The sequence below is a fragment of the Candidatus Limnocylindrales bacterium genome (genome assembly GCA_035626395.1).
Taxonomy (GTDB): domain Bacteria; phylum Desulfobacterota; class Binatia; order UBA1149; family CAITLU01; genus DASPNH01.
Genome location: DASPNR010000044.1, coordinates 282,622 through 305,377 on the forward strand (window position 1 = coordinate 282,622; position 22,756 = coordinate 305,377).

At 68.2% G+C, this 22,756-nt stretch carries 19 protein-coding genes and 1 tRNA gene; 5 read left to right on the top strand and 15 right to left on the bottom strand.

Annotated features, from left to right (window positions below):
- Positions 1 to 42: 42 nt before the first annotated feature.
- Complete coding sequence (locus VEC57_20625; protein HYC01549.1) at positions 43 to 3,750, top strand: dockerin type I domain-containing protein; 3,708 nt, start codon at positions 43 to 45, stop codon at positions 3,748 to 3,750.
- 173 nt (positions 3,751 to 3,923) lie between these two features.
- On the opposite strand, the gene VEC57_20630 is transcribed toward VEC57_20625, so the two are convergent.
- Positions 3,924 to 6,113 carry an ATP-binding protein gene (locus tag VEC57_20630; GenBank protein HYC01550.1) on the bottom strand — a complete coding sequence of 730 codons (2,190 nt, stop codon included), beginning with the start codon at positions 6,111 to 6,113 and terminating at the stop codon, positions 3,924 to 3,926.
- 302 nt (positions 6,114 to 6,415) lie between these two features.
- Between VEC57_20630 and VEC57_20635 the strand changes: the two genes are divergently transcribed.
- Positions 6,416 to 7,684: an MFS transporter gene (locus VEC57_20635; protein HYC01551.1), complete on the top strand. Its 1,269-nt coding sequence runs from the start codon at positions 6,416 to 6,418 to the stop codon at positions 7,682 to 7,684.
- Between the two features lie 81 nt (positions 7,685 to 7,765).
- Here the strand turns inward: VEC57_20635 and VEC57_20640 are convergent, their stop codons facing one another.
- Together VEC57_20640 and VEC57_20645 are read right to left on the bottom strand one after the other, a co-directional pair.
- Entirely contained in the window at positions 7,766 to 8,614 is an 849-nt protein-coding gene (locus VEC57_20640; GenBank protein ID HYC01552.1) for a pirin family protein, read from the bottom strand.
- An 11-nt stretch (positions 8,615 to 8,625) separates the two neighbouring features.
- Positions 8,626 to 9,240, bottom strand: coding sequence for an FMN-dependent NADH-azoreductase (locus tag VEC57_20645; GenBank protein HYC01553.1), 615 nt, complete (start codon positions 9,238 to 9,240; stop codon positions 8,626 to 8,628).
- Between the two features lie 97 nt (positions 9,241 to 9,337).
- Here VEC57_20645 and VEC57_20650 point away from each other — a divergent pair, with 97 nt between their 5' ends.
- Both VEC57_20650 and VEC57_20655 read left to right on the top strand, forming a co-directional pair.
- Positions 9,338 to 10,291: a LysR family transcriptional regulator gene (locus tag VEC57_20650; GenBank protein HYC01554.1), complete on the top strand. Its 954-nt coding sequence runs from the start codon at positions 9,338 to 9,340 to the stop codon at positions 10,289 to 10,291.
- Positions 10,292 to 10,408: 117 nt separating this feature from the next.
- Positions 10,409 to 11,101 (top strand): methyltransferase domain-containing protein, encoded by a 693-nt coding sequence (locus VEC57_20655; protein ID HYC01555.1) that lies wholly within the window; start codon positions 10,409 to 10,411, stop codon positions 11,099 to 11,101.
- Positions 11,102 to 11,193: 92 nt separating this feature from the next.
- Here the strand turns inward: VEC57_20655 and VEC57_20660 are convergent, their stop codons facing one another.
- The 3 genes from VEC57_20660 to VEC57_20670 all read right to left on the bottom strand — a co-directional run bounded on the left by VEC57_20660 (position 11,194) and on the right by VEC57_20670 (position 12,455).
- Positions 11,194 to 11,685 carry a GreA/GreB family elongation factor gene (locus VEC57_20660; GenBank protein HYC01556.1) on the bottom strand — a complete coding sequence of 164 codons (492 nt, stop codon included), beginning with the start codon at positions 11,683 to 11,685 and terminating at the stop codon, positions 11,194 to 11,196.
- A 94-nt stretch (positions 11,686 to 11,779) separates the two neighbouring features.
- Entirely contained in the window at positions 11,780 to 12,271 is a 492-nt protein-coding gene (locus tag VEC57_20665; protein HYC01557.1) for a flavin reductase family protein, read from the bottom strand.
- Positions 12,272 to 12,368: 97 nt separating this feature from the next.
- Positions 12,369 to 12,455 (bottom strand) — tRNA-Leu (locus tag VEC57_20670).
- Between the two features lie 104 nt (positions 12,456 to 12,559).
- On the opposite strand from VEC57_20670, the gene VEC57_20675 reads away from it, so the two are divergent.
- Positions 12,560 to 13,171 (top strand): hypothetical protein, encoded by a 612-nt coding sequence (locus VEC57_20675; GenBank protein HYC01558.1) that lies wholly within the window; start codon positions 12,560 to 12,562, stop codon positions 13,169 to 13,171.
- Here VEC57_20675 and VEC57_20680 read toward each other — a convergent pair.
- From VEC57_20680 to hisS, 9 genes are all read right to left on the bottom strand, one after another.
- A complete protein-coding gene (locus tag VEC57_20680; GenBank protein HYC01559.1) occupies positions 13,101 to 13,358 on the bottom strand; it encodes a twin-arginine translocase TatA/TatE family subunit in 258 nt (85 codons plus the stop codon). The two genes, VEC57_20675 and VEC57_20680, sit on opposite strands and share 71 nt — an antisense overlap.
- 207 nt (positions 13,359 to 13,565) lie before the next feature.
- Positions 13,566 to 15,020 carry an aminomethyl-transferring glycine dehydrogenase subunit GcvPB gene (gene gcvPB, locus VEC57_20685; protein HYC01560.1) on the bottom strand — a complete coding sequence of 485 codons (1,455 nt, stop codon included), beginning with the start codon at positions 15,018 to 15,020 and terminating at the stop codon, positions 13,566 to 13,568.
- 67 nt (positions 15,021 to 15,087) lie between these two features.
- Positions 15,088 to 16,449: an aminomethyl-transferring glycine dehydrogenase subunit GcvPA gene (gene gcvPA / locus VEC57_20690; protein HYC01561.1), complete on the bottom strand. Its 1,362-nt coding sequence runs from the start codon at positions 16,447 to 16,449 to the stop codon at positions 15,088 to 15,090.
- Position 16,450: 1 nt separating this feature from the next.
- Positions 16,451 to 16,849, bottom strand: coding sequence for a glycine cleavage system protein GcvH (gene gcvH, locus VEC57_20695; GenBank protein HYC01562.1), 399 nt, complete (start codon positions 16,847 to 16,849; stop codon positions 16,451 to 16,453).
- Between the two features lie 68 nt (positions 16,850 to 16,917).
- On the bottom strand, positions 16,918 to 18,048 hold the full coding sequence (gene gcvT, locus VEC57_20700) for a glycine cleavage system aminomethyltransferase GcvT (GenBank protein HYC01563.1): 1,131 nt from the start codon (positions 18,046 to 18,048) through the stop codon (positions 16,918 to 16,920).
- Between the two features lie 65 nt (positions 18,049 to 18,113).
- Complete coding sequence (folD, locus tag VEC57_20705; GenBank protein ID HYC01564.1) at positions 18,114 to 18,965, bottom strand: bifunctional methylenetetrahydrofolate dehydrogenase/methenyltetrahydrofolate cyclohydrolase FolD; 852 nt, start codon at positions 18,963 to 18,965, stop codon at positions 18,114 to 18,116.
- Between the two features lie 25 nt (positions 18,966 to 18,990).
- On the bottom strand, positions 18,991 to 19,608 hold the full coding sequence (locus tag VEC57_20710) for a hypothetical protein (protein ID HYC01565.1): 618 nt from the start codon (positions 19,606 to 19,608) through the stop codon (positions 18,991 to 18,993).
- A gap of 65 nt (positions 19,609 to 19,673) precedes the next feature.
- Complete coding sequence (aspS, locus tag VEC57_20715; protein HYC01566.1) at positions 19,674 to 21,431, bottom strand: aspartate--tRNA ligase; 1,758 nt, start codon at positions 21,429 to 21,431, stop codon at positions 19,674 to 19,676.
- Between the two features lie 2 nt (positions 21,432 to 21,433).
- Positions 21,434 to 22,711: a histidine--tRNA ligase gene (hisS, locus tag VEC57_20720; GenBank protein ID HYC01567.1), complete on the bottom strand. Its 1,278-nt coding sequence runs from the start codon at positions 22,709 to 22,711 to the stop codon at positions 21,434 to 21,436.
- Positions 22,712 to 22,756: the final 45 nt, after the last annotated feature.

Consider the following 22,756-nt stretch of genomic DNA (forward strand, 5'->3'; position numbering starts at 1 on the left):
TCGGCACGGGACGCCGCTCGGCCAACAAAAAGGAAGGGAACCATGAACGTCCGCCCCGTTCTCCTCGCGGTCGCCATCGCCGCCGTCGCGGCCGTGTACGCGCCCGTCACCGTTTTTGCCGGCGCCGCCGAATGCACCGGCCCCGAGCAATGCGACGACGCCAACTCCTGCACCACCGACAGTTGCGTCGCATTGGCCTGCGTCAACGATCCGGCGCCCAACGTCGGCGCCACCTGCAGCGCGCAATCCGGCTGCTCCATCGGCCTTTGCGGCGCGCAGGGTGACTGCGTCAGCACGCAGCTCCCCAACGACACGCCCTGCCCCGACTCCGCATTCTGCAACGGCGCCGAGACGTGCCAGGACGGCGTCTGCACCGCAGGCGACCCCGCCTGTGACGACGAGGTCGGATGCACGGCCGACCAGTGCAACGAGGCCACCGACAGCTGCACGAACACTCCGCAGGACGTCGCCTGCAACGACGGCCTGGCGTGCAACGGCGTCGAGACCTGCGATGCGACGCTGGACTGCCAGGAAGGAACGCCCATCGACTGCAGCGACGGCGTGGGCTGCACCGACGACGTGTGCGACGAGGCGACCGACTCGTGCGTGAACACGCCCGACGACGGCAACTGCGACGACATGCTGTTCTGCAACGGCGACGAGACCTGCCATCCCACGCTCGACTGCCAGGGAGGCATGGACCCGTGCATCGATGCCGTTGCCTGCACCGTCGATACCTGCAACGAGATCCTCGACAGCTGCACCAACGCCCCCAACGATCTCGCGTGCAACAACGGCGACTTCTGCGACGGCACCGAGACCTGCGACTCCGTCTTCGGTTGCACGGTAGGCGAGCCGCCGTGCGAGGACGACGTCGAGTGCACCGTCGACTCCTGCGACGAAACGCTCGACATGTGCGGCAACGCACCCGACCACACGGTCTGCGACGACGAGGTCTTCTGCAACGGCGAGGAGTTCTGCGATGCCGGCACCGGCTGCGTCGACGGCGCACCCGAGACCTGCGACGACGGCATCACCTGCACCACCGACTCCTGCAACACGGGCAGCGACTCGTGCGAAAACGCTCCGGTCCACTCCGTGTGCACGGACGGCCTGTTCTGCAACGGCGAGGAGATGTGCGACGCCGGCAGCGGATGCGTCGACGGCGACGATCCGGACTGCGACGACGAGATCGCCTGCACGAACGACTCCTGCATCGAAGAGTCGGATTCGTGCGCGAACACGCCCGACCACAGCGCTTGCGCCGACCCGCTCTTCTGCAACGGCGAGGAGATCTGCGACGCCGGCACCGGCTGCATCGACGGCGAGGATGCATGCGACGACGAGATCGTATGCACGGTCGATGCGTGCGACGAGATCATGGACAGCTGCAGCAACGTCGCGACCGACGTGCTCTGCAGCGACGGCGAGTTCTGCACCGGCGACGAAGTCTGCGACCAGCAGCTAGGCTGCATGCCCGGAAATGCGCCCGACTGCTCCGACGGCGTCGACTGCACTGCCGATCAGTGCAATGAGCTGCTCGACGGCTGCGACCACGCCCCCGTCGACTCGTTCTGCGACGACGCCGACGTCTGCGACGGCGCCGAAACCTGCAACGCCAACAGCGGCTGTCAGGACGGCACCCCCCTCGTCTGCAACGACGACCAGTTCTGCAACGGCGACGAAACCTGCGACCCGAGCCTCGGATGCCAGGACGCCGCCGACCCATGCGCCGACCAGATCGACTGCACCGTCGATACCTGCGACGAGGTCAACGACACCTGCACCGGCAACGTCCCGGACGACAACCTGTGCGACAACCAGCAGTTCTGTGACGGCGAGGAGTTCTGCGATGCCAACTCCGGCTGCATGGACGGCGCCGATCCGTGCGAGGACCAGGTGATCTGCACCGAGGACACGTGCAACGAAGTGATCGACGGCTGCACCAACCTCCCCGACAACAGCCTCTGCGACGACTCCGATCCGTGCACCGTCGACACCTGCAGCGTCAACGCCGACTGCCAGAACGTGGAGCTGCCCGACTTCGATGACGACGGGCAGTGCGACGCGCGGGACAACTGCCCGCTCGAGGACAATCCCGATCAGCTCAACTCCGACTGCACCGACGAGGAGTTCCAGGTGCAAGGCGGATGCGCCGAGATCGGCTTCAACCCGCTGACCGACGAGCGGCGCGGCTGCTGCGACGGCGGCGACGTGTGCGATCCCTGCCCGGCCCGGACCATCGAGGAGGATGGCGCCGAGCAGTGCAATCCCGACCGCTCCGGCGGCATCAGCTGTCCGCCCGAGCAGGGCTGCGAGCTGACCACCGCCGACGGCTGCATCACCGTCTCGGTGCCGCCGGGCGCGCTGGAACAGGAGCGAACGATCTCGGTCACCGACAGCATCGACGAAGAGCAGAACCTGCTCGCGCGCGACGCGCTGCTCTACGAGGTCGGCCTTCGCCCCGAAGGCATCGACTTCGCCGAGCCGGTGGAGGTGACGCTGTGCTGGGACGACCGCGATGACGACGACAACGCCGACGAAGGCATCTGCGGCGCGGGCCCCGGCCTCGGCCAGACCTGCGACGACGACTTCGACTGCGGCGTGGGCGGCGAATGCGACCGCCCCTCGCGCACGCGCGAGGAAGACCTGGTCATGAAGCGCAACGCCGCGCCCTTCAGCAAGGAGGGCCTGTTCGAGCCGCCGTACACGTGCGACGCGCACGACGCGGCCGACTCGGAAGCCAATGACTGCGACACCGCCGCGCCCGACTGCTCCGAAGAGGCCGACGAAGACGACCACACCGTGGCCGGCTGCTGCGATCGCCAGACCAACACGTGGGACTTCCGCACCTGCGGCTTCAGCGAGCACTTCCTCGGCGAGTTCGCCGGCGACCTGGTCCCCGGCAACGGCCCGCGCCAGACCGATTGCGTCTCGGAGTGGTCGGTCGTCAATCCGCAGAACGAGCCGTATCGCGACGCCGTCGGCATGCCCAGCAACGAGCAGACCTGCCGCGACGGCGATCCCCTGTGCGACCACGACGGGGCCGCCGACGGCAAGTGCACGTTCCACGTCGGCGTGTGCTTCAACATCGTCGACCGACGTCTGACCGATGCCAACGACAATCGTCTGTGCACGCCCACCAACGTCGAGGAGTGGAACCTGCAGGTGTCGGGCGAAGGCGATGACGCCGGCGACCTGGCCGCGCAGGTCGCTGCGCTGGGCGGCGGCACCGCCGAAGGCAACAGCGTCACCTTCGGCGAGGCGCTCGATGATCGAGACGCCTGCACGCGGCATGTGGCGATCGAAGCGCCGGTCGACGAGGGCATCGTCAAGACGGCCGGTGGAGTGGCCGGCGGCATCTTCGATCCGCAGCCGGGCACGACGTTCCTGCGCATGGCCACGTCCCGCTCCACGTCCACGGACGACCCCGACATCGGACCCAGCACGACGACGTCGACCACCATGCTCGAGCAGGGCCCGCAGTGCGGCGACGCCGACGATGACGGCGAGGTCGACGCGACCGACGCGTTGATCACGCTGCGCACGGCCGTCGGAACCTCGAGCTGCGACCCGGTCCTGTGCGACGTCACCACCGACGGCAGCATCACCGCCAGCGATGCCCTGGCCGTCCTCAAGACCGCCGTCGGGCAGGAGTTGGAAACCGCCTGCGGCCTCGGAGCCCTCCCCTCCGACCGCGACCGGCTGACGCTCACCTGCACGCCGGCCGAAGACGTCGACGTCAAGTAGCGCTTCAACCGCGGCGGGCACCTTCTCCGCGAAGAGAAGGTGCCCGCCGTGGCGGGAGACCGCGCTCCTGCAGGCGCGCACGGCGCCCCGCCGGCCAGGCGCAGGCCAGGCACGCGCCGAAAGCGGGCTGAAGTCGCTGGAGCGAGGACGAAGACTGCAACGCGGAGACGGCGCTATGCGCGGCCGTCGCTCTTGCCGTCACTCATTCGTCCAGTCAGGGAAGCCACGGTGGCCACCAGCTCCGCCGGCTCGATCGGTTTGGCGATGTGCACCTGGTAGCCGGCGAGCAGTGCCCGCGTTCGATCTTCCGACCTGGCGAAGGCGGTTACCGCGACGGCCGGAGTGCGTCCGCCCTGCTCGGCCGGCAGCCGGCGCACTGCGCGGATCAGCTGATAACCGTCCATCTCGGGCATGCCGATGTCGCTGACCAGGACGTGCGGCCGCAGGACCGGAATGCTTTCCAGCGCCGCCTTGGCGCCCGCTGCCACGTGAACGTCGGCATCGCAGTGTTCGAAGACGCGTTGGATCAGCTCGCGCGTGTCCGACTCGTCGTCCACGACCAGGATCCTCAGGCCGTGCAGCGGCATCTTCTCGTAGCTGGCCTGCCCCGGGCCCACCCGCGCCTGGCCGCGCGCCGCATCCTGCTCGCCGACCATGCTCGCGCGCGGCAGCGTGACCGTGAACGTCGAGCCCTTGCCCGGTCCGGCGCTGTCTGCACGCACGCTCCCGCCGTGCAGCTCGACCAGCTGCTTGACGATGGCCAGGCCGAGACCCAGGCCTCCGTACCTTCGCGTGCTCGAGGAGTCCGCCTGACGGAAGCGGTCGAAGACCATCGGCAGGAACTCGGCCTCGATGCCCTGCCCGGTATCGCGAACCACGATCTCGATGTGCGTCTCGCCGCGCCGGAGGACGACCTCGATGCTGCCCTCGGCCGGCGTGAACTTGACCGCGTTGGAAAGCAGGTTCCAGACGATCTGTTGAATGCGGTTGGAGTCGCCGGAGATCAATCCTACATCGGCATCGAACATCTTTCGGATGCGGATGTTCTTGGCCTCGGCCGAAGGTCGCACCGAGTCGATAGCCACGCCCACGACGGTGGCAGGATCGAAGCGCTGTACATCCAACCGAACCTTTCCCGAGATGATCCGGCTCATGTCGAGCAGATCCTCGATGAGCCGCGTCTGCACGCGCGCGTTGCGGCCGATGACCTCGATGGCGCGCTCGAGATCCGCCGGGCCGTAGCGCCCGGACGCGAGAACGTGCGACCAGCCGAGAATGGCCGTCAGCGGTGTTCGCAGCTCGTGCGAGAGGGTCGCCAGGAATTCGTCCTTCAAAAGGTTGATGCGTTCCGCCTCGCTGCGCGCAGCACGCTCGGCTTCGAGCAGGAGCTCGCGCTCTCGGCTGGCCCGTTTGACGTCCTCGTACAGGCGCGCGTTGTCGATCGCGACCGCCGCCTGCGAGGCCACGGCCGAAATCAGTCGCTCGGACCGCTCATTGAACACACCGCGTTCGGGATGACCGAAGAGGAGAGCGCCGATCACGGTGCCGTCGCGCAAGATCACGGGCACCGCCAGATAGCTGTGCACCGGAAGATGTCCGGGCGGCAGACCGTAATGCGGCGCCATCCGGCCGTAGCGCGGATCCGCCTGCACGTCGTCACTGCGGACGATGGCCTCGCCACGGAAGGTGGGGCCGAAGATCGGTGTGGCTCGAGGATGGCCGAACTCCTCGAACGCCTCGCGCGGGGCGCCCGAGAGCGCGTACAGCTGATAGCTGTCGCCGCCATTGTCCGTGAGGTTGTAGAAGAACGCGCCGAAGCGGGCACCGCTCAGCTCGGTCGCCGTGTCGGTGATGGCCTGCATCAGCGCCGGCAGCTCCAGCTTGGAAGAAATCGCGGTGCCGGTGCGGTTCAGCAGCTCGAGCAGGCGGGTCTCCTCGCGCAGCGCCTCTTCGACGCGCCTGCTCTCGGTGACGTCGCGGAAGCTCCAGACGCGTCCGACGTTGCAGCCGTCCAGAAACTGGATGCGCGACAGCCGTTCGATCACTCGGCCGTCGGAGAGCGTCAGCACGTCGAACGTCTCTTCGGGCTGGGTCTCGTAGATTTCGTCGACGCGGGCGAGGAACGAGGCCGGATCGGCGAAATTGGCCGCGACCAACCTGGTGATGGCCCGATGGTCGCTCGACGCGAGCACGTCCTCCGGCAGATTCCACAAACGCACGAAGTTCTGGTTGAAGCCGGTGACCTTGCGCGCGGAGTTCGTAGCGAGGATGGCGTCGGTCGTCGCCTCCAGCGTGGCCCGAACCATGGCCAGCGAATGAGCGAGTTCCTCCGAACGCGCCTCCAGCTCCTCCTTTGCCTGCAACAGTTCCTCCTCCGGCTGGTTTCGGACCGACCCGATTTTGCTCGCGACGCGCAGGCCGTCCGATGACGGAATGCGATCCTCGCCTCTGTTGCCCGCTTTCATGGGCACGCCTTCGCGGTTCGATGCGTGCGCATGTCCGACGACGCAGCTCCAACGTTCACCGGCATCACTTCGAATTGTAACGGGTTTGACGATCGCTAGACATTGCCCCGGGCAAGGCGCTGCCGTAAATACGCGGCTCGAATGAGCTTCGCGATCACGAACGCAACTCGGTTATCCAACCGCAGCTTCAACAACGGTGGGTGCAGACGCTGAGCGCCACGCGCTCCACCATCGGCGCTACGGGAACGGAGGAAGAGCGATCGCGCAATCGCCGTTCCCTCTACGCCAGCGCGTTTCTGCGTTCACTTGCAACGGGCCTTCTCGGCGTCGAGCTGGGCCTCTATCTGTCCCAGCTCGAGCTGGGTGCCGCCGCCATCGGCGCGGTCATCGCCGCCGGCCTTCTCGGTGCGGCCTTTGCCGCGCTCGTCGTCACGATGTTCGGCGACCGCCTCGGCCGGCGCGCGACGCTGGCGACATTGTGCGTTCTCGGTGCCGGTGGCGCGGCCGCCGCGGCAGTGGGATCCGAGGCGGTGCCAATGGGTGCGGCCGCGTTCGCGGGCATGCTCAACGGCATGGGGCGCGACCGCGGCGCGTCGTTGATCCTCGAGCAAGCTATTCTCCCCGACACGACCACTGCTGCCCGGCGCACCAGCGCCATCGCCTGGTACAACGTCCTGCAGGACATCGGGCACGCCCTCGGCTCCCTCGCAGCCGCGCTTCCGACCCTGCTGGTGGGCTGGACCGCAGCCGCGCCGCTCACTGCTCATCGCTGGACCATGGCGGCCGCCGCCGTGCTGACGCTGGCGCCGCTGTTCGCCATCGCTCGACTCAGTCGATCCGTGGAGGTTTCGCAGCCGAACGGGCGGGTGCGGCTGACACCGGAGAGCCGCCGGATCCTCGTGCGCATCTCCGCGCTGTTCTCCATCGACAGCCTGGCCGGCGGTCTGCTGGTCACGTCCCTGCTGGCCTACTTCTTCTTCGAGCGCTTCGGTGCCAGTGAAGCCGCCATCGCCGGACTGTTCTTCGGCGCGCGCGTCCTCAACGCATTCTCGCATCTGGGAGCGGCATGGCTGGCGAGACGCATCGGCCTCGTCAACACGATGGTCTTCACGCACATCCCGTCGAGCCTGCTGCTGGTGACCGTCGCCGTCGCACCGAGCTTCGAGATCGCGGCGCTGCTGTTCCTGCTGCGCGAGGGTCTCGTCGAGATGGACGTTCCGACGCGGCAGTCCTACGTGCTGGCCGTCGTGAAGCCGCACGAGCGGACGATCGCCTCCGGTGTCACCAGCCTCGTGCGCATGGGCGCGTGGGCGGTCGCGCCGACTCTGGCGGGCCTCTTCATGCAATCGTCGTCGTTGATGATGCCGCTGATGGTCGGGGCAGCCATGAAGATCGCCTACGATCTCATGCTGTGGCGCGAGTTCCGCGCCATCGTCCCTCCCGAAGAGGAAGGCCGCCTGACCGCATGACGCGGTCGGGCGGCGTTTGGGCTTTGCACCTACGCGATCGGCAGCCGCAACGCCGGAGCTCGCTGCGGATCGGCCGCTGCCTCAGAATGCGCCACTTTGGTAATCCGAAATGGCCTGCTCGATCTCCGCGGCCGTGTTCATGACGAACGGCCCGCGTTGCACGATCGGCTCCCTGATGGGTTTGCCTGCGATCAGCAGCAGGCGCGCGCCCGCCTCTCCCGCTTCGATGCGAACGGTGTCGCCTTCGCCGAGGACACCGGCGGTGCGTTGGTCCAGGGCCTGGCGCATCTCACCGACGAAGACATCGCCGTCGTACGGGTACAGTAGCGCGTTGAGCGCCGCCGGAACCGGCGTCTCCAGCGCTGCGCGCGGCGGCAGGTGCACGTCGAAGTAGCGTGGCTGCGTGCTCCGCCCGCGCACCGCGCCGCCGGTCGTGCCGCCCTCGTGCTCGAGCTCCCCTGCGATGACCTTGACGCGGGCGCCGCCGTCGAGCTCGACGACCGGAATGTCGCCGGCCGCGATGTCGCGATACGCCGCCGGCTGCATCTTCTCGCTCGCCGGCAGATTGATCCAAAGCTGGAACCCGCGCATGCGTCCCTCGGTCTGCTGCGGCATCTCCGAGTGGATGATTCCCCGCGCCGCGGTCATCCACTGGACGTCGCCAGGGCCGAGGTCGCCGGTGTGGCCGCGGTTGTCGCGGTGCTGCATGTGCCCGTCGAGCATGTACGTCACGGTCTCGAAGCCGCGGTGTGGATGCGGCGGAAAGCCGGCCATGTAATCGCGGGGGTCGTCGGAATAGAACTCGTCGAGCATCAGGAACGGATCCACACGGGTGCTCGCGCTGGTGCCGAGGCTGCGGCGCAGGCGAACGCCCGCGCCGTCGCTCGTCACCAGCGATGGGATGATTCGGTCGAGACGTCGTATCGTCATGCTGCTGCTCCTCAGGCCGCCGCGCGTGCAGCGCCGGCCAGCTCTCGAATGACCGTCCTTGCGTACGCGACGGAGTCGGCGCGGGCGTCGCCGCCGCGTGCGAGGCCTTCGACGTAGATGAAGTCGACGTCGCGGATGCCGATGAACGCGAAGATGTCGCGCACCCACTGCGACTGCGTGTCCAGGGCGCTGCCGGCGTACCGACCGCCGCGCGTGGCCAGCACGATCGCTTTCCTGCCCGCCAGCAGGCCCACCGGTCCGTGCGATTCGTAACGGAACGTGACGCCGGCGCGCGCAACATGGTCGAACCACGCCTTGAGCTGCGACGGCACACCGAAGTTGTACATCGGCAGACCGACGACGATCAGGTCCGCCTCGCGCAGTTCGGCGATCAGGCGGTCGGAATAGTCGCGCACCTCGCGCTCCTGCGCGGTCGGCTCCTCTGCCGTGAACGCCGCAAAGCGCTCGGCCGTCAGGTGCGGAACCGGGTCCGTGGCCAGATCGCGGGCGATCACCCGCGCATTCGGGTCCTGCGCCCGCAGCGCCTCCACCAGCTCCCTGGCCAGGACGGTGGACTGGCCGCCGTCGCCGAAGATGCTCGAGGTCAGTTGCAGGATCGTTTTCATGGCTTCCTCCGTGATCGAGATGATGAGCCATATAACGATTGATCTAATCGATCGGATAACGGAAAAAATCGGCCGGAATGATCGAGGTCATCGATAGATGAGCCTGCCGCGGATCTCGCTCGACCAGTGGGCCGTTCTGGTAGCCGTCGTGGAGGCAGGGGGTTACGCGCGCGCCGCCGAACGCCTCCACAAGACCCAATCCACCCTGACCTACGCCGTCCAGAAGATGGAAGGCCTGCTCGGGGTCAAGGTCTTCGAGATTCGCGGTCGCAAGGCGGTGCTCACCGGAGCGGGGGAAGTCCTGTACCGGCGCGGCCGCGAGCTGCTCGAGGAGGCCGGCCGGCTGGAGCGGGTCGCCGGCCACCTGGCGCAGGGATGGGAGGCGGAAATCCGTGTGGCCTGCGAGATCATCTTCCCGACGTGGCTGCTTCTGGAATGCCTGGCCACGTTCAGCGACGAGCATCCCGACACGCGCATCGAGCTTGTCGAAACGGTGCTCGGGGGAACCGAGGAGGCGCTGCTCGATCACCGCGTCGATCTCGGCATCACTTCGGCAGTGCCGGCGGGCATGGTTGGCGACCTCCTGATGACGGTCGGCTTCGTGTGTGTTGCAGCGCCGAGCCATCCGCTGCACCAGCTCGGCCGTGAGCTGACCGCGCGCGACCTGCGCGCTCACCGACATCTCGTCGTTCGTGACTCGGGAACGCAGCGCGTCCGGCGTGCAGGGTGGCTGGGAGAGCAGCGCTGGACGGTAACGGCCAAGGCCACCTCGATTCGCGCGGCCGTCATGGGACTCGGCTACGCGTGGTATCCGCAAGACAGCATTCGGGCCGAGCTCGACTCCGGCCAGCTCGTGCGGCTGCCGTTGCGCGAAGGCCGGCAGCGGGCGGCGAATCTCTACGTCGTTCTTGCCGACCGCGAGGCAGCCGGCCCCGGCGTGCTGCGCGTGGCGGAGCTGATCCGGACCGGCGTTGCGCAGCGATGTGCGGAGGACGAGCACGCGATTTCGCGCCACGAGGGCTCGGGCACCGCCGGCGACGACGACGGCTGATGGACGCGGTCGCCACCGGCGGTGCCGCGCCGGCGCGGAATCGGCCCCGCAGCGCTGCAGCACACCGCGCGGAGAAGATCTCTGGCCATAGCCGCGGGCGAGCGATACATGCCACCGATGCGCCGTCACGACTGGACCGGATTCGCCGCACTCATCGCTCTGATCGCGGCACCCGTCCTTGCCTTCCGTTTCGGCCTGGCCGCGGCCGTCGCCGCGTTCCTGCTCGCACTGCTGCTAGCCGCACTGACACGCTACTGGAGCCTCCGGTATCCAGGCCCGATGCCGCACCTGCTGCGTTGGACGCTTCATCTGCCGCGCGGCAACCACGCGCCCGACAAGCTCCTGCGCGTCCTGCGACCGAGGCGCGGAGAACGCATTCTCGAGGTCGGCCCCGGCGTGGGTATCCATGCCGTCAAGGTGGCCGCTGCACTGATGCCCGACGGGCGGGTGGACACCGTCGACGTGCAGCAGAAGATGCTCAACGACGTCATGCGTCGCGCCATCGCGGCGAACCTCGAGAACATCAGCGTGCGGCGCGCGAGCGCGTCCAAGCTTCCCTTCCCGGACCAGACTTTCCACGCTGCCTATCTCATCGGCGTGCTCGGCGAGGTGAAGAATGCCGCTCGGGCCCTCCAGGAGCTGCGGCGTGTGCTCAAGCCGGGTGGACGGCTCGTCGTCGGCGAGGTCCTGTTCGATCCCGATTACATCCGCCTCTCGTCGCTGCAGGAACGCGCGCAGGAGGCCGGCTTCCGTTTCGAGAAGAAGCTCGGCGGCAGGATTTCGTACCTGGCGCGCTTCCGTGCCGCCTGACCCGGCGCGCTGCGATTCGTCGCGCTGCGTCGTTCGGATCACGCCGGGCGCCCGAGAAGACGGCGAGGCCGCCGAAATGCCGCGCGCCGATGTCAGCGCACCGAGACGACCTCCCCGATCATGCGTCCACCCGGCAGCTCGACCTCGATGCCGTCGCCGCAGCGCCTGCCGATCATGGCCGAGCCGAGCGGCGACTGTGGCGTCACGACCAGCACCGCGGCGCCGCCTGCGCTGAGCTTCTCTCCAGCCCCCGCCGGCGCGATCAAGTATTGCGAAGCGGCGCCGTCCTCGTCTTCGATCGTGACGACGGCTCCCACACCGACCGGATCGCCGGCGCCGAACGGACGCGGCTTGAGCAGCGAGACGGCAGCGATTCCATCCTGCAGCGACTCGACACGCTCGGCCAGACCGCGCGCAAGATACGCCGACTCGATCGCGCGCGTGTCCTTGGAATGCTCCTGCTTGTTCTCGGGATGAAACGCGCCCGCCTGCACGCTCTTCTGCGCCGCAATCAGCTCCGCCAGCTGCGCCTCGAGCCTTGCGCGCAGCGCGGCAAGCAGACCGGCCTTGTCGATGGTGGTCATCGGAGGTGCAGGGAAGGAGCGGCGGTAGCCGGTCGTGCCGGTCGCGACGCGACGCAGCGGCAGCGCCTCGTGGCGATCCCGGCCTCGCCCGTCGCTACGTCACCGGGCCCAGCTCGCGGTAGGCGCCGCGGAAGTACAGCAGCGGCATCGTATCGGGAGCCGTGACCTCGCCGCCAACAACCTCACCGACGAAGATGACGTGGTCGCCGCCATCGAGGTCGTCGTACAGCTTGCACTCGAAGTGCGCGATGGTCCCGTCGATGACGGGCGCTCCGTGATCGCCCAGACGATAGGGAACGCCGCGAAGGCAGTCGTCAGGCGGAGCCGATTTGGCGAACAGGTTCGAGATGTCCTTCTGCCCTGCCGCAAGCATGTTGACGGCGAAGCTCTGGCAGATTCGCAGCTCGGAGAGCGCGTGCGCCTTCTTGTCGACGCACACCAGCAGCAGGAGAGGCTCGAGCGAGAGCCCGGTGACCGAGTTGGCGGTGAAGCCGTGCAGGCGGCCGTCGTTGCATGTGGTCACCACCGTAACGCCCGTGGCGAAGTTGCCCATGATCTTTCGGTAGGCGGCGGCGTCGATGGTCACGGGACGACCTCCAGGCTCAGGCTGCGATGCTGGCGCGGTGGATTGTGCCGGGGCGCTCGTTCAACGGAAGTCGTGCTTCTTCTCGATTGATGAAGGCTGGTGCGAAAGGGGGGACTTGAACCCCCACGGCCTTTCGGCCACAGGAACCTGAATCCTGCGCGTCTGCCAGTTCCGCCACTTTCGCGTGAGGAGCGCGGAATATAGCGCAACAAGCTGTGCCCGCAAGCGTTTTGGTACGTGACGGGCTTAGCAATGCGGTGCGCGGGTGCGTACAATCGCGCCACCGTCATGGCACGCCGGCCGCGCGAGATCGTTCACGAGGAGCCCCGCTCCACGCCAGCATGGACCGCCGTCGTCCTGCTCGCATCGCTGATCGGAGTCTTTGCCGTGTTCGCCGTGTTCCTCGCCAACAACCACGCCTGGACCGACGCGCTGGTTCGGCGTCTGCCGGTGCCAGGGGTGGAGGCTTCGCTCGGGTCGGACCCGGTGCTGGCCGCGCAGATGCGAGTCGTCGATCCCCAAGCCAAGGTGCTGACGCTGGCCGATCGTTCGACCGCGGTCGTGGTCGAGGCCACCGTGATCAATGATTCGCTGATTCCGGTGCGCGGCGTGCGGCTGGCGGCCGAGGCGATCCACGAAGGGCGCAGCGTCGCACAGGCCGCCGCAAGCTGCGGAAAGAACGTGTCGGAGCGGCTGCTCAAGCGCCTGCCGCGCGACGAGGTGCGCACGCTGATGGATCTGGCTCCGTCCCAGGAGCTGGTGCTGGCGTCCGGCGAGCACGCGCGCTGCCAGGTGGCCATCTCCTCGATTCGCGGGGAAGTCGACGAAGTCAGCTACCGGGTGGCTTCGGTGGAACCGACCGACGATCACCTTCCTGCGAATTATCGTCCCGCGGAGTGACGTCGATCTCGTCGGGCTTGACGCCCTTGCGGAAGTTCTTGATTCCGCGCCCCAGCCCCTCGCCCAGCTCGGGCAGCCGCCCCGCCCCAAAGATGATCAGGACGATGACAAGGATGATGAGGAGCTCGCTGAAGCCGAGGCCGAACATGGTGGGCGGACTATAGGCGAAGCGGCGGCCGGCGGCCACCGCTGAAGCTCCGTTGCGGCGGGACGGCGGCCGGGCGTACCTCGGGGCACGTCGTGCGGCGGCGATCCTCACCTGCCCTGCGCCGGCAGCCCGAAGGCCCGCTCACGACCCGCTCCAGCCCTGGGCACGGATCGCGGACGGCCCGGATCGGAAGGTGATCCCGTCGGCGTCGCTTCGGCAGTGGCGTGTTGCGAAGAGCCGGAGCGACTATGGCCGCGCCTGCTGCACCGACCAGGTCAGCACGGGGAACCGGGCTGCGCGCGTCTCGTCCAGGCGCGAAAGCACCGTCTCGTGTGGCGCCTCGCGTACCTTTGCCGGCTCGGTCTCGGCTTCGCCGGCAATGCATTCCATCGCCTCGATGAAGTCGTCGAGCGTCTCGAGGCTTTCGGTTTCGGTCGGCTCGATCATCAGCGCACCGGCAACGACCAGCGGGAAGTAGATGGTCGGCGCGTGAAAGCCGTAGTCGAGCAGGCGCTTGGCCACGTCCAGGGTTTTTACGCCCAGACGTGCCTGGATCCTGTCGGTCAGCACCACCTCGTGCATGCACGGGCGGTCGTAGGCCAGATGATAGCGGCCACGCAGTCGCGCCTTGACGTAGTTCGCCGCCAGCACGGCCGTGCGCGTCGCTTCCGTCAGGCCGTCGCCGCCGTTGGCCAGCATGTACGACCACGCGCGCACAAGGATGCCGAAGTTGCCGTAGAAGCTTCGCACCTTGCCGATCGATTGCGGCCGGTTCCATTCCCACGCCAGCCTGCCGTCGCGTTCGATCACGCGCGGGCGCGGCAGGAACGGCTCGAGATCGGCGCGCACGGCCACCGGGCCGGAGCCGGGGCCGCCCCCGCCGTGAGGCGTCGAGAAGGTCTTGTGCAGGTTGAACTGCAGGACGTCGGCGCCCATGTGCCCGGGCTTGGCCACGCCCATGAGCGCGTTCATGTTGGCACCGTCCATGTAGATGAGGCCGCCGGCGCCGTGCACGATCTCGGCGATCTCGACGATGTCCTCCTCGAACAGACCGAGCGTGTTCGGATTGGTCACCATCAGCGCGGCCACGTCTTCGTCGATCCGGTCGCGCACGGCCTGCGCCGAGATCAGACCGCGGGCGTCGGAAGGAATGCTGACGCTGTCGTAGCCGCAAAGCGTGGCGCTGGCGGGATTGGTGCCGTGCGCGCTCTCCGGGATCAGCACCTTCTTGCGAGCGCGGCCGTGCGACTCGTGGAACGCACGGATGATCTTCATTCCCGTGAGCTCGCCCTGCGCGCCGGCAGCCGGCTGCAAGGACACCGCCTGCAGGCCGCTGATCTCGCACAGCCACTGCTCCAGATCGCGGATCAGCGCCAGCGCTCCCTGCACCGTCGCATCGGGCGCGTACGGATGAATGCCGGCAAACCCGGCCAGCGCGGCGGCGCGCTCGTTGGCAACCGGGTTGTACTTCATCGTGCACGAGCCGAGCGGATAGAAGTTGGTCGCCGCCGAATAGTTGAGCTGCGACAGGCGCACGTAATGGCGCACGACCTCCGGCTCGCTCACCTCCGGGAAGCCGTCCAGCTCTTCGCGCAGCAGCGAGGCGTCGAGCGGGATATCCGTTGAACCGACGGCGACATCCACGCCGCTGCGGCCGACGCTGCCCTTTTCGAAAATGGGCGGTTCGAGCTGGCGTTTCATCGCAACCTTCCTCGCTGCATGCGCGGCGGCCGCAGCCTGCAGGAAGCGCCGCCGTTGCTTGCGGTCTTCATGCAGCGGCCCTCGAGCGCAGCCGATCGATCAGGAGATCGACGTCGGAAGCGCGCGTCATCTCGGTGACGGTGACGAGCAGGCGGTTCTTGTGCTCGGGCCTGCCGGGCAGCAGCCTGGCGACCTTGACGCCGGGGATGACGCCGCCGGCCACCGCGCGATCGAAAGCCGCCTCGCAATCGGGGACCTCGATCGTGAACTCGTTGAAGAACGGCGCGCTCAGCGCCAGCGCCAGTCCGGCCTCGCGCGTCAGCCGCTCGGCCACGCGGTGCGCGGCCTGCGTGTTCTCGATGGCCAGCTCGCGCAGGCCGCGGCGTCCGGTCAGGCTCATGTAGACGGTGACGCAGAGGGCGGCCAGGCCCTGGTTCGTGCAGATGTTCGACGTCGCCTTCTCGCGGCGGATGTGCTGCTCGCGGGTCGAAAGCGTCAGCACGTAGCCTCGCCGCCCTTCTTCATCCACGGTCTGGCCGACCAGGCGTCCCGGCATCTGGCGAAGGTGCGCGGTGCGCGTCGCGAACATTCCGAGTCCGGGGCCGCCGTAGGAGACGGGCAGGCCGAGGCTCTGGCCCTCGGCCACGGCGATGTCGGCGCCGCACTCGCCGGGCGAGCGCAGCAGCGCCAGCGCCAGCGCTTCGGTCGTCACCGAGATGCACAGCGCACCGGCTTTCCTGGCGAGAGCGCCCGCTCCGGCAAGATCGTCGATGACGCCGAAGAAGTTCGGATAGCCCACGGCGACCGCGGCGACGTCGCTGCCGCTGCCGATCGCGGCCTGGAGCGCTTCGAGGTCGGTGCGGCCGTCGGCGGCGAGCGCGATCTCGACGATCTGCCCGCGCCCGTAGCCTTCGAGGTAGGTGCGTGCGACCTCCAGGTATTCGGGATGGATGCCGGCCGAGACGAGCAGGCGCGGCCGGTTCTTGTGCACGCGCAGCGCCATCAGCAGCGCTTCAGCGAAGGCGGAGGCGCCGTCGTACATGCTGGCGTTGGCGACCTCCATGCCGGTCAGCCGTGCCACGTACGTCTGGAACTCGAACGCCGCCTGCAACGTGCCCTGACTGACCTCGGGCTGATACGGCGTGTAGGAGGTGGCGAACTCGGAGCGGCTCATCACCAGTGAGACCGCGGCCGGCACGAAATGCCGGTAGGCGCCGGCGCCCTGGAAGCTCGGCAGCAATTCGTTCGCGTCGGCCAGCGCCTGCATGCGCTCGAGCACCTCGCGCTCGCCGAGCCCATCGGGCAACGCCAGCGCGGCCTTCGCTTTCAGCGCAGCAGGAACGGACGGGAAGAGCTCATCGACACTGCCGATGCCGATCGTGGCCAGCATGCGTGCGATGTCGCTCGGCGTGTGAGGCAGGAACCGCACGTCAGTCGATCAGTCCGGCGACCAGCTCCTCGTAGTCCTCGGCCGACATCAGCTCCTCGAGCTCGGCCTGGCTCTTTGGCTGGATGCGCACGAGCCAGCCGTCTCCGTACGGATCCTCGTTGATGGCATTGGGGCTGTTGGGCAGCTCGTCGTTGGCCTCGATGACCACGCCGCTGATGGGCGCGTACACGTCGGATGCGGCCTTGACCGATTCGACCACGGCCATGGGCTCGTCGCGCGTCACTTCGCTTTCCTCGCCCGCCTTGGGAAGCTCGACGAAGACGATGTCCCCGAGCTGCTCCTGCGCGTAATCGGTAATCCCGACCGTGCAGGTTCCATCGGGCTCGACCCTGACCCACTCGTGCTCTTTGGTGTAGTGAAGATCGTCAGGGATCTCCATCGTCATGCTCCTTGCGCGGGTTGCTCGACGCGCCTGGACTCGCGCTGCAGCCGCTCGGCCGTTCGAGGTCAGGCCCGCTTAACACAAAAGGGAAGGCCGGTCACGGATGCGGCTCTGCGTTTTCCGCGGATTTCCACTTCGAACGGCCCGGCGGCGTGCTCGCGCTCCACCAGCGCCATCGCGATGGCACGGCCGAGCGTGGGCGAGTGGGTTCCGCTGGTGACGACGCCGAGCTGCGCGCCGGCGCCGGCGGCCGCGCCAGCGGCTGCGTCGGCGGCGGCGCCGTTGCGTGCGCCCGCTGCGAAGACGGGTGTGCCCTCTCGCGCGATACCGCCGTCGATGGTCAGACCGATCAGGCGCCGCCTCACCTCGCCCGCCGCGGCGCGTGACAGCGCCTCGTAGCCGATCATGTCGGGGCGATTGAGCTTGACCGCCCATCCCAGCCGCACCTCGTACGGGCTGACATCGGGACCGAGCTCGTGACCGTAGAGCGGCAGCGCCGCTTCCAGTCGCAACGTGTCGCGCGCGCCGAGGCCGCAGGGAATCACGCCGTCGTCGCGGCCGGCTTCGAGAAGCGCGCGCCACAGCGAGACCGCCGACTCGACCGGTAGGAACACCTCGAAGCCGTCCTCGCCGGTGTAGCCGGTGCGCGCCATGATCGCGTCGGCGCCGGCAATCGCGATGGGCGCGCACTCGAAGCGCTTCAGCTGCAGCGCCGCGGGAGCGAGTCGTTCGACGACGGCGGCGGCAGCGGGGCCCTGGATGGCGATGAGCGCCGTGGCCTCGCTGCGATCGACGACCGTGCAGTCGCCCGTCTGACGCTCGGCGATCCACGCGAAGTCGACTGCGGCATTGGAGGCGTTGACGCAGACCAGGAAACGCTGCGGCTCCAAGCGATAGACGATGATGTCGTCGACGAGGCCGCCCGTGTCGTTGGCGATGAGGCTGTAGTGAGCCTTGCCCGGCGGCAGCGCCCGCGCGTCATTGGTGAACAGGCGCGCACAGCATGCCTCGGCACCCGAGCCGGCGATCTCGATCTCGCCCATGTGGCTGACGTCGAAGAGCCCGGCGGCGGTGCGTACGGCTTTATGCTCGGCGAGCACGCCGCTGGCGTACTGCACCGGCATCTGCCAACCGGCGAACTCGACCATGCGCGCGCCGGCAGCAACGTGCTCTTCGTAAAGCGGCGTTCGTTTCATGATTGGCACCGGTGCCGGCTCTGGAATTCACGGAATTCGACCCTGTCGGGTACGAAATCGCGATCTCAGGACGCGGCCCTATTCTCACACGCGATGAGCGTGTTTTGCAGCAGCATGGCCACGGTCATGGGGCCGACGCCCCCTGGAACGGGCGTGATGGCCGCGGCGCGCTCGGCTGCCGCGCCGAACTCGACGTCGCCGACGAGCTTCTTGCCGACGCGATTGATGCCGACGTCGATCACGACGGCGCCGGGCTTGATCCAGTCTCCCTTGACGAGCTCGGGTTTGCCGACGGCGGCGATGACGATGTCGGCGCGCGCTACGTGCTCCGCAAGATCGACGGTACGGGAGTGACACAGGACGACCGTGGCGTTGCGCTCGAGCAGCAGCATCGCCACCGGCTTCCCGACCAGCACCGAGCGGCCGACGACGACGGCAGTCTTGCCGGCCACGTCGATGCCGCAACGGTCCAGCAGCTCCATGCAGCCCACCGGCGTGCACGGCCTCAGACCCGGTCGTCCCGTCATCAACGCGCCCTGGCTGGCCGGCGTCAGCCCGTCGACGTCCTTGCGCGGATCGATGGTGCCGATGGCGGCCTCGCTGTCGAAACCGGCCGGCAGCGGCATCTGCACGAGAATGCCGTCGATGTCCTGGCGCCGGTTGTGGACGTCGATCACGTCGAGGAGCGTCTTCATCGACACCGTCGATGCCAGCTCCACCGACTCCGACAGCATGCCCACTTCGGCCGAAGCGCGTTGCTTGTTGCCGACGTAGACGTGCGAGGCGGGATCCTCGCCGACCAGGATCGTCACCAGCCCCGGCCGGCGCAGCCCGCGCGAGACGCGCGTCTCGATCTGGCGCGCCACGCGCGATCGCACTTCGCTCGCGCATGCCTTGCCGTCGATGATCTGCGCCATGCCAGGTTCCTGTGAAGAAAAGGGGTCAGCCGCCGAGGTGATCCATAAGACCGTCGACGAGCTCCTTGGCGGCGACTTCGGTGTAGCCCTCCGCCGTGCGCCAGCGCGGGGTCTTGGCTCCGGTCAGACGCTGCAGGCGGCTGCGCAACATGCCAGGCCCCGTCTCGTTCGCATCGAACGTGCTCGACCACAGCGTGGCGCCGGTGCGGGCATCGACCAGCGCCGCATACATGACGGCGCCGGCCGGTGTTTCGGGGCCGTGATCGGAGCCAACGCGCGCGCGCAGCTCCACCAGCGCTCCAACCAGCACCGCATCGGCCTGTCCGGCGGCCGCCAGCTCGTTTGCCGCCTGCCGCATGCCCTTTCTCGCCACCGGCTCGACGACCTCGAATTCCGGCTTGAGGATGCGCGGATGCCGCGCAGTCTCCTCGTAGAGGAACGCGGTGGCCAGCCGCGCCGCCTGCGCGTTCGTCGGCTTCATCTGCACGGCAGGCGGACACAGATCGCATGCGTAGCCGCCGCCCATGCCGTCGCTGTAGGCCACCGGAAGCACCGCGATCTTGCGCAGGCCCGTCTTCTCGTCCTCGCCGCTTCCCGCGCCCATCAGCGTGCAGGCCGACAGCATCGACGACAGCAGAACCATCGTGCAGGTGATCCGTATTCCGTGTTGACCCATGAGTCCCCGCATAGTCCAGATTCGGTGCAGGCCTACAGGGCCAGCTTGATTCCGAGCCCCCGAAGCTGCGCCGCATCCACCGCCGACGGCGCTTCGGTCAGCAGGCACGCCGCGCGCTGCGTCTTCGGGAACGCGATGACGTCGCGGATCGAGTCGCTGCCCACCAGCATCGCGACCATTCGGTCCAGCCCCAGCGCCAGGCCTCCGTGCGGCGGCGCGCCGAAGCTGAGCGCCTCGAGCAGGAAGCCGAACTTCTGCCGCGCCTCTTCTTCGCCGATGCCGAGCACAGAAAACACCCGGCTCTGCACATCCCCGCGATGGATACGGATGGAGCCGCCGCCGAGCTCGGTGCCGTTGAGCACGATGTCGTAGGCGTCCGCCCGCACGCTCTCCGGATCGCTCTCCAGGCGTTCGAGGTCGGCCGCCTTGGGCGACGTGAAAGGATGATGGAGCGCGAAGTATCGCTTTTCGGCCGCGTCGTACTCGACCAGCGGGAAGTCGACGACCCAAAGAAAGTTGAACGCGGTCTCGTCGATCAGCCCGCGCTCGGCCGCGACCTTGCCGCGCAGGTTCCCGAGAACCGCCGCCACGACCTTCCTGGAGTCGGCGCCGAACAGGACCAGATCGCCGTCCTCGATGCCCAGGCGCGACGCCAGCTGGGCGCGCTCGCCCTCGGACAGGAACTTGACGATGGGCGACTGCCACTCCCCGCCGGCCACCTTGATCCACGCCATGCCCTTGGCGCCAAAGCCGGCGGCGTACGCGCCGAGGTCGTCGATCTCCTTGCGCGACATGCCGGCGCCGCCTTTGACGTTGATGGCCTTGACCACGCCGCCGCCGTCGACCGCCGCGCGAAAGACCTTGAACTCGCTGGCGCCGAGGACGTCGGTCAGGTCGACCAGCTCCAGGCCGAAGCGGGTGTCGGGGCGGTCGCTGCCGTAGCGGCTCATCGCCTCGTCGTAGGACATGCGCGGGAACGGTTCCTCGAAGGGCCGCTCCAGCACCGCGGTGAAGATCTGCTTCAGCATCCCTTCGACGAGCTGGATGATCGTCTCCTGGGTCGGGAAGGCCATCTCCAGATCGATCTGCGTGAACTCGGGCTGGCGGTCCGCGCGCAGGTCTTCGTCCCGGAAGCAGCGGGCGATCTGGTAGTAGCGGTCGTAGCCCGAGACCATCAAGAGCTGCTTGAACAGCTGCGGCGACTGCGGCAGCGCGAAGAAGCTTCCGAGATTCACGCGCGACGGCACCAGGTAGTCGCGCGCACCTTCGGGCGTCGAGCGCGTCAGGATCGGCGTCTCGATCTCGAGGAAGCCGCGATCGGAAAGGTAGTTGCGCGCGATGTGGCAGACCTGATGACGGACGCGCAGGTTGCGCTGCATGACCGGGCGCCGAAGGTCGAGGTAGCGGTAGCGCAGGCGCACGTTCTCGGTCAGCGAGGCCGAATCGTCGATGGCGAAGGGAATCGGCTTGGAGGTGTTCAGGACCTCGAGCTCGGACGCCAGCAGCTCGACCTCGCCCGTCTGCATCTTGGGATTGACCGTCTCGGCCGTGCGCCTTCGCAGGCGGCCGTGGACGCGGATCACGAACTCGCTGCGCAGGTCGCCGGCCGTCGCATGGGCCGCGCCGCCGGTCTCGGGATCGAAGACGATCTGGACGATGCCGGTGTGGTCGCGCAGGTCGACGAAGATCACGCCGCCGTGATCGCGGCGGGCATCGACCCAGCCGACCAGCTCGAGCTCGCGCCCGGCGTCCTTCTCGCGCGGCTCCCCGCAGTAACAGCTACGCTCCACTTTCAAGCTACCTCATCGATGCCGGTCAAAACGGCTTGAATTGCCAGCGCATCGTCATCGAGCGCGAACAGCGACGGATGGTCCTTCTGGGCGTGCAGGTCGCGAACCGTCGCGCGTCCCTGGGCCAGCTCGGTCTCGCCGACGATGACGACGAACCGGACGCCGAGCTTGTCGGCGCGCTGCATCTGCGCCTTCAGCCGCCGGCGCGCGGACTCGACCTCGACCCGCGTGCCTGTTTGCCTCAGCCTTCGCGCCAGAGCGAGTGATGCGGGCGCGGCCTCGTCTCCGATGGGAGCGATGAGAATGCGCGGCGGGGACGGCGGCCGGGCCGCCTCGCGCGAGGCCAGCTCGAGGCGCTCGACGCCGAACGCGAAACCGATGCCGGGAACGTCGGGGCCGCCGAGCGCGCGGACGAGGCCGTCGTAGCGACCGCCGCCGCCGACGGCGTCCTGCGAGCCGAGGCCGGAGGCCACGACCTCGAAGGCGGTGCGGCAGTAGTAGTCGAGCCCGCGCACCATGCGCGGGTTGGCGTGCACCTCCACGCCCGCGGCGGCCAGCAGGCGCAGCACCTCGTCGTGATGCGCGCGGCACGGATCGCAGAGGCGGTCGATCATCATCGGCGCCTCCGCCATCGCCACGCGGCAGCACTCCTGCTTGCAGTCGAGCAGGCGCAGCGGGTTCCGATCGAGCCGGGCCTTGCAGTCCTCGCACAGCTGTTCGATCCGGCCGCGGCCGTACTCGGCCAGAGCATCGCGGTAGGCGGGGCGGCAAGCCGCGTCGCCGAGCGAGTTGATCTCGATGCGCATGCCCGAGACGCCGATGGCGGTGCAGATGTCGGCCACCAGGCACAGCGTCTCGGCGTCGGCGCCCGGATCGTCGCGGCCGAGCAGCTCGGCGCCGATCTGCGTGAACTGGCGGTAGCGGCCTTTCTGCGGACGCTCGCGCCGGAACATCGGTCCGCTGTAGTGGAGCCTCGCCACCGGCAACGAGCGCGGCAGCCCGCCTTCGATGTAGGCTCGCACGACGCTGGCCGTGCCCTCGGGGCGCAGCGCGACAATCGAGCCGTCGCGATCCTCGAACGCGTACATCTCCTTCTCGACGATGTCGGAGGTGGCGCCGACGGAGCGGCTGAAGAGCTCGACCTTCTCTAGAAGAGGAAGCTCTATCTCGCCGTAACCGTAGGCTTCCAGAACTCGGCGAGCAGTCGTCAGGATGTCGTGCCGGCGCGCCGCCTCCTCGGGCAGGACGTCGCGGAAGCCTTTGATGGAGGTGATGGCCATGGCCGTCGGGTGCGGTCGCGCACGCGCAAGAGGCGTCGGGCCGGC

Excerpts from the sequence above, each read along its gene's own strand:
- VEC57_20625 (HYC01549.1), top strand. The coding sequence starts at position 43 with ATGAACGTCCGCCCCGTTCTCCTCGCGGTCGCCATCGCCGCCGTCGCG.
- VEC57_20640 (HYC01552.1), bottom strand. The coding sequence starts at position 8,614 with ATGACGATACGACGTCTCGACCGAATCATCCCATCGCTGGTGACGAGC.
- VEC57_20645 (HYC01553.1), bottom strand. The coding sequence starts at position 9,240 with ATGAAAACGATCCTGCAACTGACCTCGAGCATCTTCGGCGACGGCGGC.
- VEC57_20650 (HYC01554.1), top strand. The coding sequence starts at position 9,338 with ATGAGCCTGCCGCGGATCTCGCTCGACCAGTGGGCCGTTCTGGTAGCC.
- VEC57_20655 (HYC01555.1), top strand. The coding sequence starts at position 10,409 with ATGCGCCGTCACGACTGGACCGGATTCGCCGCACTCATCGCTCTGATC.
- VEC57_20660 (HYC01556.1), bottom strand. The coding sequence starts at position 11,685 with ATGACCACCATCGACAAGGCCGGTCTGCTTGCCGCGCTGCGCGCAAGG.
- VEC57_20675 (HYC01558.1), top strand. The coding sequence starts at position 12,560 with ATGGCACGCCGGCCGCGCGAGATCGTTCACGAGGAGCCCCGCTCCACG.
- gcvPB (HYC01560.1), bottom strand. The coding sequence starts at position 15,020 with ATGAAACGCCAGCTCGAACCGCCCATTTTCGAAAAGGGCAGCGTCGGC.
- gcvH (HYC01562.1), bottom strand. The coding sequence starts at position 16,849 with ATGGAGATCCCTGACGATCTTCACTACACCAAAGAGCACGAGTGGGTC.
- gcvT (HYC01563.1), bottom strand. The coding sequence starts at position 18,048 with ATGAAACGAACGCCGCTTTACGAAGAGCACGTTGCTGCCGGCGCGCGC.
- folD (HYC01564.1), bottom strand. The coding sequence starts at position 18,965 with ATGGCGCAGATCATCGACGGCAAGGCATGCGCGAGCGAAGTGCGATCG.
- VEC57_20710 (HYC01565.1), bottom strand. The coding sequence starts at position 19,608 with ATGGTTCTGCTGTCGTCGATGCTGTCGGCCTGCACGCTGATGGGCGCG.
- hisS (HYC01567.1), bottom strand. The coding sequence starts at position 22,711 with ATGGCCATCACCTCCATCAAAGGCTTCCGCGACGTCCTGCCCGAGGAG.